This is a genomic window from Hymenobacter negativus, from assembly GCF_017571495.1.
Taxonomy (GTDB): domain Bacteria; phylum Bacteroidota; class Bacteroidia; order Cytophagales; family Hymenobacteraceae; genus Hymenobacter; species Hymenobacter negativus.
Window position 1 is genome coordinate 169,626 of record NZ_JAGETZ010000003.1, and the last position, 12,665, is coordinate 182,290.

9 protein-coding genes are annotated in these 12,665 nt (G+C 62.0%); 1 reads left to right on the forward strand and 8 read right to left on the reverse strand.

Annotation, left to right across the window (positions count from 1 at the left end):
• Positions 1-32 precede the first annotated feature (32 nt).
• The 6 genes from J4E00_RS07670 to J4E00_RS07695 form a co-directional block, all read right to left on the reverse strand.
• Complete coding sequence (locus J4E00_RS07670) at positions 33-1,841, reverse strand: hypothetical protein (RefSeq protein WP_208174556.1); 1,809 nt, start codon at positions 1,839-1,841, stop codon at positions 33-35.
• Positions 1,842-1,845: 4 nt separating this feature from the next.
• Complete coding sequence (locus J4E00_RS07675) at positions 1,846-4,113, reverse strand: hypothetical protein (RefSeq protein ID WP_208174557.1); 2,268 nt, start codon at positions 4,111-4,113, stop codon at positions 1,846-1,848.
• Complete coding sequence (locus tag J4E00_RS07680; RefSeq protein ID WP_208174558.1) at positions 4,110-5,711, reverse strand: BatA domain-containing protein; 1,602 nt, start codon at positions 5,709-5,711, stop codon at positions 4,110-4,112. The genes J4E00_RS07675 and J4E00_RS07680 overlap by 4 nt, the downstream gene beginning before the upstream one ends.
• Positions 5,712-5,891: 180 nt before the next feature.
• Complete coding sequence (locus J4E00_RS07685; RefSeq protein WP_208174559.1) at positions 5,892-6,767, reverse strand: DUF58 domain-containing protein; 876 nt, start codon at positions 6,765-6,767, stop codon at positions 5,892-5,894.
• A 75-nt stretch (positions 6,768-6,842) separates the two neighbouring features.
• The gene (locus J4E00_RS07690; RefSeq protein ID WP_208174560.1) at positions 6,843-7,820 is read right to left on the reverse strand and encodes an AAA family ATPase; all 978 of its coding nucleotides are present in this window, start codon (positions 7,818-7,820) and stop codon (positions 6,843-6,845) included.
• Positions 7,821-7,909: 89 nt separating this feature from the next.
• Positions 7,910-8,533: a DUF4159 domain-containing protein gene (locus J4E00_RS07695; RefSeq protein ID WP_208174561.1), complete on the reverse strand. Its 624-nt coding sequence runs from the start codon at positions 8,531-8,533 to the stop codon at positions 7,910-7,912.
• Between the two features lie 261 nt (positions 8,534-8,794).
• On the opposite strand from J4E00_RS07695, the gene J4E00_RS07700 reads away from it, so the two are divergent.
• A complete protein-coding gene (locus J4E00_RS07700; RefSeq protein ID WP_208174562.1) occupies positions 8,795-9,427 on the forward strand; it encodes a porin family protein in 633 nt (210 codons plus the stop codon).
• Between the two features lie 142 nt (positions 9,428-9,569).
• Here the strand turns inward: J4E00_RS07700 and J4E00_RS07705 are convergent, their stop codons facing one another.
• Both J4E00_RS07705 and J4E00_RS07710 read right to left on the reverse strand, forming a co-directional pair.
• A complete protein-coding gene (locus J4E00_RS07705; protein WP_208174563.1) occupies positions 9,570-10,895 on the reverse strand; it encodes a TldD/PmbA family protein in 1,326 nt (441 codons plus the stop codon).
• A gap of 33 nt (positions 10,896-10,928) precedes the next feature.
• Positions 10,929-12,578 (reverse strand): TldD/PmbA family protein, encoded by a 1,650-nt coding sequence (locus J4E00_RS07710; RefSeq protein WP_208174564.1) that lies wholly within the window; start codon positions 12,576-12,578, stop codon positions 10,929-10,931.
• Between the last annotated feature and the right edge of the window lie 87 nt (positions 12,579-12,665).

Genomic DNA, 12,665 nt, shown 5'->3' on the forward strand with positions numbered 1-12,665 from the left:
TCACGTTTTTCGGGTGCTTATGCCACAAGTGCTTACAGCTTCTCTTCAAGCCAGAGGTAGCCGGCCGCCAGCAGAAACAGGCCAAAAAACCACCCCGCCGGCCAGGGCTCCGATACTGTAACAGCGGCTGTTGAAGCAGGGCTAACCGAAGAAACAGCCGCGTTGTGAGCAGCAATGGCCTGTTGATTTTCCAGTAATAACGGCCCCGACCATGCACCAGTCGGGTACACGTAGAAATGATGGATTGTGCGGCCGGTGCCGCGTACTTTGTGCCAGCCGGAAGCGTTAGGCCAGTATTGGGCGGTGCTCCACTCGGGCAGTCGGGTATCCTGCCGCAGGGCCAGTTGCACGGCCGGGCCGCCAGCCAGGGCAGTCACCGTGGGCCCTGTTTCGGGGAAGTTACCCGCGAAGTGCAGCGTGAGCGGCTGCTGGAGCCGGGGCCAGCGCGTGCCGGTCTGCCACGTGGCACCAGCCGGCGCGGGAGGCACGGCTGCCGTCAGCAGCTGGTTCCAGAATGACGCATAAACAGCCTGCTGGCCTTGTAAGGCCCAGCGGAACGTTTCGGGTACCACCGACACGACTGTAAAACCCAGGCCCAGCCGCCGGCTTGCCGCTGCTATTGCCCGCTGGGGACCGGTAATAAGGGGGCGCAAGTCCGCATCGGGCTGAATATGCGCCGGTAGTAAGGCGCGCGCCTCAGTGGGCATAGCGGGCCAGTGTAGCGGCTGAGGCACGGTGGGCGTAGCGCGGGGCTGCACAATAAAATCGGTGCGGCCGGGAACAGTACGGGGAAGGGGCGCGGCTTCAGCTAGGGTGATGAGGCCGAGCCGGCCGGCGCGCACTGCTGCCTGCAGGGCCTGCGTTTCGGGACCGGAAAGGGCCGCCAGCGTGCTGGCATCAGCAATGAGCACGGCGAAGCGGGCCAGCAGGGCAGGATTGAGGTGGTCGAGAGGTTGTGCGGGCTGGTTCACAAAATCAGTCTGGACCAGGCCCCGGCTCACGCTCGTGCGCAGGGCCACGGGGTAATGGCCCTCAGCCAGATGGTTTTTCAGAAACCGGAACTCGAACGAAGGAGCCGCCGCGAGTAGCAGCACGGCCGGCAGCACCGGCGCGGTGATTTCTACCGGTACAGGTTCGGCAAGCGTTGACTGGCCAGGCCGCCGGAGCAGTAGCTCGTAGCGCGCTAGGCCAGCGGCCTTGGGCTGGTAGCGTAGGTGGAAAGGCCCCCCACCGGTTGGCAGGCGTAGCGAGTCGCGTCCGGCACCAGCCGCTTGCAACACGACCCACGCGCCCGCATCTGGCGCGGCTACCGTTCCTTCTACCAGTAGCGTTTCGCCCAATGACAGTTTTGCGGGCCAGTAAGCCGTTTGAAAACCGCTGAGCTTAGGGCCTGTATGCAGGCGCACGGGTATCTGGCGCAGCAGTGGCAGGTCGGCGGCGGCCAGACCGTGGCCGAGCAGGTGCAGGCGATGCAAGACCGGCCGCTGCTCGGCCAACGTAAGCAAGCTGGCCAGCGGACGGGCTTTGGCGGGCGTTGCAAAGGCGCCGTAGCTCCACACTGGGGTGCCCGCACCCAACCGGCGCACAAGCTGCCGTAGCGTATCCGGCGAGTAGCCTTCGGTGAGCACAATGGACTCGGCCTGAGTCGTGGGCAAGTGTCGCATGGGTGGAAAGGCCGTGAGCCAGAGCGCCCCGGCTGCCCCCGCGCTGGCTAGCACCCGCGCCGCGCGCTGCCGTTGGCGCGGCCGCCGCCATGCCAGCACCATTAACATCAGCCCAAGCAGCAGGCAAAAGGCCAGCAGCAGGTAATAGAGAACAGGGTTTGGGGATGAAAGGGACAAAACGCTAACGGCTTAATTCCTGGAAATAGCGCCGGGCCAGCCGGTCGGGTGCTGGCAAGGCGGCGGGGGCGGGGGCCGGCGGCGCAAGCATATCGGTGAGGGCACTGGCTACCGGGGCGCGGCAGCCAGCGCAGGCGGGCCGGCCGGCACGCACATCGGCCACTAACTGCCGCAGGGCTCGCAACGCGGGTAGGTAGCGGCCCGGTCGCTCCTGGGCGGCACCGGCGAGCACGGCGCCGGCTTGGTCGAGGAGCACGGCATCGGCAGAGCGAGCGGGCTGGCCGTTTTCGGAGGCCGCCAGCCAGCGAAGGGCATTGCGCACGGCGGGTTGGGTGACTGGTGCAGAAAGGTGCTGCTGGCGGTGGGGCACGGCGGCCCCGGCTAGCTCGCCGGTGAGGCGCAGGGTGGCCTCGGGCATGGGCGGCGGCGTGAAACCGGCTTTCTTCACAAAAACGCGGGTTTGCTGCTGCACTTCCTTCAGCAGGCGCAGGGCGCGGTACTCATAGGGCAGCGCAGCCTTGAGCTGACCGGTACGCAGGCGCAGCTCGGCGGCCCACATCTGGTCGAGCACGGCGTGGAGCTTGGTTTTGATGGCGGGCTCCAGGAAATCGGCGGTTTCGGCGTCGTCGTGCTTGTGGATGTAGGGGTCCATCAACGCATCGGTTTCGGCGGTGGGTGAGGCTTTAGAGGGCGACACGGGCGGCGCGGCGTGGTCGTGCTCGTCGTGTTCCGGGGCCTCGGCAGTGGGAGCGGCAGGGGCGTCTTCGTCCTCAGCAATGGGGGAGTGCGGGGCCTCCGCGCCGATACCGGCTTCGGACTCTTCGCCTAGAAACTTGCCGTAGCGCAGGCGCAGTGTCTGTTGGTCGAAGCCCAGGGCGTTGGCGCGGCTGGCCACGGTGGCGGCGTCGAGCCTGGCCTTTTCGGCGAGGAGCTTTTCGGTATCGATGATAATCTGGCGCTCGCTGCGGAAGTAGGCCGGAGCTACTTTTACGCCCATGCCCATGTCGGAGGGGCTGTCGGCCACGGCGGTGTCCTGCCACTGCACGAGGTAGGAATCGGTGCGGGATCTGTGGCCGTTGTTGTCGCGGGCCGTGAGGTAGAAGTACAGCTCGTCGCCGTACGTCAGGCCCAGTTTCGGGAGGTTGAGCAGGCTGTTGAGGCTGGCCTGCGCCCCACCCAGGCCCGCGCTCAAATCGCGCCGCAGCTCCCGGAATTTCACGGCCTCGCCCTGGCCCTGCGCCACGGTGATGACTAGTTCGGCGTGGCTCAGGCCGTAGTCGTCCCGCACACTGGCACGAATGGGCACCTCCGGCCGCTGGCCTATGGCATTCACCAGCGTGTAGGGCTTAGGCGTGATGATGCGCAGTACCGGTGCCTGGTCGGGCCGCACATCGATGGCATAGTCATCCGAAACCGTGCCCGCGTAGCGCAGACGGTAGAGCGTAGAGGTGTTCAGGGTTTGCTCAGTAAAGAACGAGCCAGCAAGCCCGGCCACAGGCTGCAGGCGTAGCCGACGTTGGCCTAATTCCATTTCCGGCGCTGGCTGGCTGCTGCCATTCACGCGCACCTGCCAGCGCACCCGCGCGCCCTGCGGGCATTGAAACGACGCCTGAGAGGGCGCAAACGCCGACTGATGGGTGTAGGCCAGGGGCGTCACTAACAGCTGCGTTTCGGTGATGCGAGGAGGCGTTTGGCCGGCCGCTGGAATAGGAGTTGGGGCAGAAAACCGCATAGCCACTGCTGTCGGCTGGGCCGGCTTTGATTGATTGGGAGGCAGCAGAAACAAAGCAGCCGCAGACAGAAACAAGCCGGCGCTCACAATCAGCGGCTTCCTGAATGAAACGGGAAGCAACGCCGGCCCCTCTGCGGTTAACTGCTCCAACTCCCTGGCCACGCGCCGCAACTGCAGCTGGCTCAGAAAAGACAAACCGGCAGGGTCTTGCAGAATCAGGCCGGTGCTGTCCTGTAACTCGGTAAATTCCCGGTCCAGCCGGCGGGCTGCTTCCGCTTGGTTCAGCTGCCGCATTGGCCACAGCCACCAAGCTGCTGCAGCGAGCAAACCCAGTGCGGCCAGTGCCAGCCAAATGGTTTTTATAGCAGGCCAGTGATGCCCCAAAGCAGCCACCAGTATACCGGCTGCCAACAGCAGCAACAGCCCGGTTCCCGCATAACGCCGGATGTAGCTCTGCTTTACTGCCTGCAACTGAGCAACTGCCCTGCCTTGCGTGGCGAGTAAGCTCGTTTCGGATGCACGCTCAACAACCTTGCTCATGGTACGATTGAGGAGGTTAGGGCCTGGTTTTCCCGGCGCCGGGCTAGCAGGCGTTCAAGCAGCAGCAGCAGCCCGGCCACCAGCACCAGCCACGGCTGCAAATCAGTGATGCGCTGATTGAGCACGCGGCTTGGAGCTGCTGCCTGCGCTTGGCGAGAGGTGGTAAGCTGCGCGGGGTCGAGGGTGCGCTGGTCGTATTGGGCCAGCTGACGGTCGAGCTCTGTAACCGCATACAGGCCCTCATCGGTTGGCGTGGGCTGCAGCAGCCTGAGCAGGCGGGCGGGTAGCTGAGGGGCGTCGGCTAATGTGCTCCAGGCCGGGTCCAGGTGGGTGTGCAACTGGTAGAAAATTCCCGCAACTCCAGTCTGGCGCGACAATAGCGGCCGGCCCCGACCATCAACCCAGCCCGGCTCCCTAGTATCAGAAGGCAGTTCTGTGCCCCGGCGAAACACGGTGATGGGAGCTGCCTGCGTTTCTGTAGTGGCAAGCCGAGCCGTATCAGCTACTCCCGGCCCGGCAGCTTCCCGCCAGATGTGGCTGCTGCTGCTTCGCTCACCTTTGGGCAAAGGCTCATCCGAAAGCCAGAAGGTCCAGTAAGCCTGCAGATGGTCCGGACGCGTGGCTAGCCGGCGCAGTAGGGGCGGGTTGAGCAGGCCCGTTGCGGCCGCCCGCAACGCCGCTTCCAGGTAGTGAGCGTCCCTGGCATAAGCAGGACTTGCATAGATTTCGATGACCTGGGGTGGTGTTCCGCAGTCAATTGGAGTTCTGAGGCCGGAGCCTGGCTTGACCGGAACCAGCGCAAAGGTGGTCCGGCTGTTATCCGCAAGCGTATCGAGCCGGAGTGCTGGGAGATTGGCCACCCGAAACTGCTCGTGGGGCTCGTTCCGATACCCGATAGTCGCCGTTCGAAACGTGGTTTGAGTGGCCTTGCTGCGCCCCACCAGCAGGCGCAGACTATCGCCCCGCTTCCCCCGGATAGCCGCCGCCTGTAGCCAGGAGGAAGAGGCAGTATCGGGTAGCAGCTGCCAGGTGACGGCGCTTGGAGGCACATGGGTCCCTTGGAAATCGCGCAGTGCCGCCGTCGTGACCACATAAAGCGGCTGGCCTGGAAAAACGCCGACCGCCTGCTGCACCCGCGCCCAGGCAAACCCAGCCGCACCCGCCGCAGGCACCGAATCAGCACCTCCCGCTGCCCGCCATTGTCTGCTGGAAACCCTTGGAAACCCTTCCCTCAGCCAGCGCAGCGCATACCCGCGCCGCCGAAGCGAATCGATAGCCGGCCTCAGCGCATCCAGTGCGGGGAGCCGCAGCACTTCCGGACTCAGCAGCACCACGCCCCGACTGGCCGGCAGTTGCTGCCGCCACAGGGGCCCGGTCACCGCCACGGCCAGCGCAGCCAGCAACGCGGCCCGCAGCAGCAGCAGCCAGAGCTGCTCCAGCTTCAGGTTGCGCAGTCGGCGGTTGGCGCCCGCGGCCAGCCAGCGCAGGCTGCCCACTGCTACCTCGCGGCCCGGCCGGCGGTTCCAGAGATGAATGGCCACCGGCACCAGCAATCCTGTGAGGGAAAGAAGTGCGGTGGGGTTTAGGAGTGTAAGCAAATGATAAAGGAATTATGCGGGCGCAACCTCACCCCCTGACCCCCTCTCCCGCAGAGAGGGGGCACCGGTCTTGCGCAGGTTTGCGTGAAGTATTTTGAGCAGTGGAAAAGCAATAGGTGAACTCGTGAAAAATAAAATATACCACGCAAAACCGGTGCCCCCTCTCCGCGGGAGAGGGGGTCAGGGGGTGAGGTTGCGCTTGCGCAAAAACTCCCTCACCCCCCCATCCAGCGGCTGCGACGCATCAACTAAATGATAGTCGAACCCCTGACGGCGGGCTGCCTGAGCCGTTTCGCGCAGCCATAGCTGTAGCTGCTGCTGATAGGCGGCGCGTTGTTGGTCGGCATCGATTTGCAGCGTTTGGCCGGTTTCTAAATCTTTGAACGTGACTGCGCCCTGGTAGCTAAACTGCAGCTCATTGCGTGCCATCAGGTGCAGCAGCAGCACATCCCCGCTGGTGGCGCGCAGGCGGCTGAGCAGGGAGTTGATTTCGTTGCCATCCTCGTACAAGTCACTTACACATACCATTAGGGCTCGCTGTCGCCGGGCCGTGAGCGGGGCCAGTGTTTCGGTAGCGGGGAAGCGGCCGGCGGCTTCGGCTGTTTCCAGCGCGTGGTAGAGGCGGGGAAGCTGGCGGGTATCGGCGCGGGGCGGCAGGTGCTGCAAGCCGGCGGGATGAAGGATGGTGAGGCCCACGGCATCGCCTTGCTGGGTAGCAATGTAGGCCAGCGCGGCCAGCAGCAGCCGGGCGTATTCGAGCTTGGTGAGGCCGTTGTCGTCGCGGTGGTTCATGCTGGCGCTGGCATCCAGCAGCAGGTGCACGGTCAGGCTGGTGTCTACCTCCGACTCGCGCAGGTAGTAGCGGTCGGAGCGGGCGGCCAAGCGCCAGTCGAGGCGGCGCAGGTCGTCGCCGGGCTGGTAGGGCCGGTACTGACTGAACTCCATCCCCGCGCCGTGCCGTCGGCTGGCGTGCGCGCCGCTGAGGAAGCCCTCAGCCGCTTGCCGGGCGGCGAGGGACAAGTTGCGCAAGCCGTGGAGGTGTTCAGGGGTAAGCATAAAGCAACGCGAACTTTTAGTTCGCGAATCCAACGATTGATAAGTGATTATAAATGCACAAAATAAAAGTCCGCGCTACACCCACACCGCTTTCAGCAGCTCCGCTACGGCATCATCTGGCGTTAGATTCTCCGCTTCCGCGTTGAAATTCAACAGCACCCGATGCCGTAGCACCGGCGAGGCCAGTGTCCGGATGTCCTCCAGCGTGGCGGCGAAACGGCCGTGAAGCAGGGCGCGCGCCTTAGCACACAGAATGAGGGCCTGCCCGGCCCGTGGCCCCGCCCCCCAGCGCCCGTAGTACTTAATAAACTTTACCTCTGACGTTGCCGGCCGTGTGGCGCGCACCAGCCGGTTCACGAAATCCATCAGCTCGGGGCTGAAGCTGACCTGCCGCACCAGTGCCTGCAATGCCCGGATATCGGCTCCGCCCAGCACCGGCGCCACCTGCTGCCCGGCCGTGCCAGTAGTGCCGCGCAGCACCGCCAGCTCCTCATCGGCCGTGGGGTAGCCGATGCGGACGTATAGCAAAAACCGGTCGAGCTGGGCCTCGGGCAGGGGGTAGGTGCCCGATTGCTCGATGGGATTTTGAGTGGCCAGCAGGAAGAAGGGTTTGGGCAGCGCGTGCTCCTGCCCGGCGTAGGTAACGTGGCCTTCCTGCATGGCTTCGAGCAGGGCCGCCTGGGTTTTGGGCGGCGTCCGGTTGATTTCATCGGCCAGCACCAAGCTGGCGAAAATAGGCCCGGGCTTAAAGGTGAAAGAGCGCCGGCCCGTGCCGTGGTCTTCCTCCAGAACTTCCGTGCCCAGGATATCCGTCGGCATCAAATCTGGCGTGAACTGGATGCGGCGAAAGGGCAAATCCGTGGCAGCGGCCAGCGTGCGCACCAGCAGCGTTTTGGCCAGACCGGGCACGCCTTCGAGCAGGGCATGGCCGCCGGCCAGCAGCGCTACCAGCACCTCATCCAGCACGGCTTCCTGGCCCACGATGACCTTGGCAATTTCGGCTTTGAGGACGGGCAGCTTGGCGAGCAGGGTGGTTACTTCTTGTTCGGTCATCCTTTGGTTGTTAGTTGCTCGTTGTTAGTTGTCAGTGTCTGTCGTAAGCTCAATGAGCTACCAACTGAAACAAGCAACTAATAACAAAATCATGTCAGCGCGTACAGCAGAATATTCACCCCAAACTTGGTGTTGTCCTCAGCCAGAAAGCGCTTGTTGCGAAAGTCGTAGTCCCACTCGCAGCCGTAGTCTTTGTTGGAATACAGCACGCCGATGCGGCCCTTGATTTCGATGGCTTTCAGGTAGTCATGCACCAGGTCGTCGCCCCAGCCATTCAGCTCGAAGCCGGTATTGGGCGGGCCGTCTTTGAAAGTGAAAAACTGGGAGTAGATGGGGTGCGTTTTGGGGATTTTCCGGAGAGCGCCGGAGCCAAAGCACTGCCGCATCTGCTCCTCGAAGGAACGGGCAAATAGGCCGTCGATGTCGTGGTTGCAATCGTCCACAAACACGAAGCCGCCGTTGCGCACGTACTGGATGAAGTTCTGCTTTTCGGTGCCGGAAAACTGCACCAGCCGGTGCCCGCTCAGGTAGCAAAACGGGTAGTTGAACAACTCCGGACTGTCCAGGGCCACCACCTTTTCCTTGGGGTCGATGGGTACTTTGGTGTACTGCACCAGCGAGTGCAACAGGTTGGCGGGCATGCGCTCATCCACCGCGTCCCAGTCGCCGGAGTGGTATTTCAGGCGCACAAAAGTGAAGGGAGCAGCGGGCACAGCGAAGGAGGTAGAAGCGTAGAAAAATCGAAGAAAGTAAACCGGATGGCTTATGCGATAGTCGGGCTGAAAATAGTTGCGTTGCTTCCGGCGTTGACTTAGTGACTAAAAATCAGGCGCAATACATCGACCAACGCCGCAACTTTTGTCTCGACCAAGCGGTATTTGAATCAGTCGGTGTCAGCTGGCCGCTGCCGAAGCTACGGCCGAAACAGCAGAAGTTTTTAGTTCATCACCATCACCCTATTCCTATTGTTCGCTATGAAAAAGCTGCTGATTATCGGTTTCCTGAGTTTGTTTTTTGCGCCGCTAGCGCAAGCCCAACTGGGCATTAAGGGTGGCCTGAACGTGGCCGAGCTCACGGGCCGAGAGGGCGAAAGTTCCTCATACAAGGCCTTTTACCACGTCGGTGTGTTTTACCAGGCCAACATTATCGGCCCGCTTTCTATCCAGCCCGAAGTGCAGTATTCCCTGCAGGGCGGCAACCTGAAATCGGCCTACACCAACTACGACAGCCAACTGCACTACCTCACCGTGCCCATCCTAGCCAAACTCACCGTAGGCCCTGTATTTATCGAGGCCGGCCCACAGTTCGGGGTATTGCTCAACGCCAATCAGTCAGGAAATCTGCAAGTGGGTTTCACCGAGGATGGGCAGCCTGCTTATGGCAACGAGTCGCGCCCGGCTACCAGCAATTTCAAACGCGGCGATTTCAGCGTAGTGGGTGGCGTAGGACTGAAACTGGCTAGTAACTTTTCCCTCGGTGGCCGACTGGTAGCAGGCTTAAATGACATCAACGACGCTAAAAACCTGACCGGTATCAACGACCCACGGCTGCAAAACCGGGTCTTTCAGGTTTATGCCGCGTTTCAGTTTGGCGATGGTCGGAGGTAAAGGAGACTATCATTTGTCATCCTTTACCCGTCTGTCATCCTGAGCAGAGCGAAGAACCTTGTCACGTTTGTGTTATTTGAATTACTGCAAATCTTCCATCGGTGATAAGGTCCTTCGCTCCATTTAAGATGACTGCAATGCTCTAAATCGCATCCGACAAGCTCGTGAACGTGAAGTCCCGTATTTTCAGCGGCGGAATCAGGCAGCCGGCCAGGCGCTGGGGCCGGCCGATGGCCTCAATGTTGTTGAGCATGATAATGGGGCTTTCGTTGAAGCGCAAGTTTTTGATGGGGAATTTGATGACTCCGTTCTCAATGTAGAACGTGCCATCGCGCGTCAGGCCGGTGTAGAGCAGCGTTTGCGGGTCAACCTCGCGGATGTACCAGAGACGGGTGACGAGGATGCCCTTCGCGGTGTTCTTGATGAGTTCGGCTGTGCTTTGGGTGCCGCCAGCCATGATGAAACCATTGGGGTAAGCCGTGGCGGGAACCTTGCTTTTTTCGGCCCAGAAGCGGGTGTAAAACAAGTCTTTTACCACGCCTTTCTCAATCCAGGTCTGGCGCTTGGTGGGCAGGCCATCACCATCGAAGGCATTACCGGGTACCTCGACGTTCATGGGGTCGGAATAAATGGTTATGCGCTCATCAAATAGCTTTTCGCCCTTGCGGTTGCCGCCGCCCTTTTTGCTCAGGAAGCTACGGCCTTCGTCGGCCTCGCGGGCGCCCATGCCAAACACCAACCCGCCAAGCAGCGACAAATCCCCGCCGTCCATGAGGGCAGCTGGCTCCAGAATCACGGTGTATTTGCCAGGCTCGATGGCTTTGGCATTCACCGAGCTTAAGGCTTTATCAGCAGCACGTTGGGTGAGGCCTTTGGCATTGAGCTTGGCCGGGTCCGTCACGTCGGCAATGGCGTAGCCGGAGCCGCGCCCGTCGGCCGTGCGGACGGTTACCGAAAAGTCGGTGTTGGTCGATTGCTGGTAGGCTTCCAGTCCCTTGGAGTTGCGCTTGGCTACGAAGCTGGTGCCGCCATCCAGGAAGCCGGCGGCGGTGAGGTTCTTGGCAGCGCACAGGGCCATGCTATCGGCCGCAGCCTGGGCACGGGTGGCAGCCGTGAGCAAGGTAGTAGCCGCTGAGGGCGGGCTCAGATACGTTTGCGCCCCAATGAACGGCACGTACTCGGGGCTTTCGGGCGCGAGCTTGGCGATTTCCTCCGCCCGCTGTACGCAGCGCCGCAGGGTTTCATCGTCAAACTCATTGCAAGTAGCGATACCGCTGCGCTTGCCGAAACGTGACTCGACAGCCAGCGACACAGAATCCTGGGCGCCAGCCGTGCTCACGCTATTGCGGGCGTAGCGGATGTTGCCGGTGGTGCGCCCGCGCAAGGATGCTTCGCACTCATCAGCAGTACTATAGGTGAGGACTTTCTTGAGCAAAGCCTGGGCGTCGTCTTTGGAGAGAATGGCCATGATTGATTTGCAGAAATGTGGCTGAGAGGAAGGTTAGACTTTGCGAGCTGTATTGATGACGTTCACGCCGTTGAAGCGCGTGGTGGCCGAGCCGTGGCTGACCGACGACACCTGCGCCGGCTGGCCTTTGCCGTCGAAAAAGGTGCCGAAAAGGCGGTAGTCCGACTGGTCGCACGAGCCTGCGCAGGCACCCCAGAACTCCTGGGTGTTCGATTGGTAGGCCACATCTTCTAGTGGCTCTGTGATTTTTCCTTTCTCGATGGCAAAAAATAGCTGCCCGCCAAACTGGAAGTTGAAGCGCTGCTGGTCGATGCTGAACGAGCCCGCGCCGGCAATGTAAATGCCTTTGTCCACACCCTTCACCATTTCATCGGGGCTCATTTTGGTGGTGCCAGGGCGTAGGCTCACGTTGGGCATGCGCTGGAACTGCACGTCCTCCCACGACTGCGCGTAAGCGCAGCCGTCCGACTCTTTCTGGCCTACGATGTGCGCCTGGTCCCTGATTTTCTGGTAGTTCACCAGTTTGCCTTCTTTGATGAGGTCCCACTCGCGGGTTTTCACGCCCTCGTCGTCGTAGCCCACGTTGCCTACTGAGCCCGGTTGCAGCTTGTCGGCCACGATGTTAACGGCCTTCGAGCCGTAGGGCAGGTTTTTGGCCTTCCATTCCAGAGTGGCGAAGCTGGTGCCGGCAAAATTGGCCTCGTAGCCCAGCACGCGGTCCAGCTCCGTGGGGTGGCCGACGGATTCGTGGATGGTCAGGCCCAGGTGGCCGGGGTCGAGCACGAGGTCGTACTTGCCGGGCGTCACGGATTTCATGGTCAGCTTGGCCTTGGCCTGCTTACCAGCTAAGGCCGCATCGGCCAGGATGTCGTAGCGCAGCTTATAGCCCACGGTGTCCGTGCCCTGCGGGCCGCGCACCTGCTCGGCTGTGCTGGGTGTGAGGTACTCGTAGCCCAGCCCCACCGGCGCGCTCAGCGACTCCCGCGAGCGGAATTTGCCGGTCTTTGTGTCTACCGCCGTCGCCGAGAACGTGGGCCAGAGTCGGTGCACATCCTGGTCGATGTACGAGCCGTCGGTGCTGGCGAAGTACTTTTGCTCGTTCACCTGAAACAAGCCCGAATTGATGTAGCTGGCCCCGGCATCGAGCGCGGCGGCATTGGCGGCCAGCAGCAAATCCACCTTCTGCTTGATGGGCACCTCGAAAGCGCTCTGCTGGATGGGCGTTTTCCAACTCACCTCGCCGTAGCCCTGCTGGGCTGCCAGCTGCACGGGCTCCTTCAGCACCAGCTTGTTGGCCTTGGCAATGTCGGCGGCCACGCGAGCGGTGGCGGCCAGACTGGCCTCCGTCACCACGCTGGTTGAGGCGAAACCCCAGCAGCCGTTCACCAGCACCCGAATGCCCACGCCATAGCTCTCGGTGCTTACGATGTTCTGCACCTGCTTCTCCCGCGTAAACACGTACTGGTTGAGCGAGCGGCCGATACGCACGTCGGCATAGCTGGCTCCGGCGCCCTTAGCCGCGTTCAGGGCCGCATCGGCCAGGCGCTTTTTAATGATGACATCAGCGCCCGGCTCCAACAGGCGGGCGGGGTCGATGGGCGTATGGCCAAAGCCCGGCAGGCTGGGTAGGAACAGAGCCCCGGTAGCAAGGCTGGTAAGCCCCACAAAGTCGCGTCTTTTCATAAGGTGCAGAAAAAAGGTGAAAGAATAGCGTGGACGCTGTGATGCCACGCATTTGTTAATGAGTCAAGTTGAAACGGGTACCGTCGC

Excerpts from the sequence above, each read along its gene's own strand:
- J4E00_RS07690 (WP_208174560.1), bottom strand. The coding sequence starts at position 7,820 with ATGACCGAACAAGAAGTAACCACCCTGCTCGCCAAGCTGCCCGTCCTC.
- J4E00_RS07685 (WP_208174559.1), bottom strand. The coding sequence starts at position 6,767 with ATGCTTACCCCTGAACACCTCCACGGCTTGCGCAACTTGTCCCTCGCC.
- J4E00_RS07675 (WP_208174557.1), bottom strand. The coding sequence starts at position 4,113 with ATGAGCAAGGTTGTTGAGCGTGCATCCGAAACGAGCTTACTCGCCACG.
- J4E00_RS07705 (WP_208174563.1), bottom strand. The coding sequence starts at position 10,895 with ATGGCCATTCTCTCCAAAGACGACGCCCAGGCTTTGCTCAAGAAAGTC.
- J4E00_RS07710 (WP_208174564.1), bottom strand. The coding sequence starts at position 12,578 with ATGAAAAGACGCGACTTTGTGGGGCTTACCAGCCTTGCTACCGGGGCT.
- J4E00_RS07700 (WP_208174562.1), top strand. The coding sequence starts at position 8,795 with ATGAAAAAGCTGCTGATTATCGGTTTCCTGAGTTTGTTTTTTGCGCCG.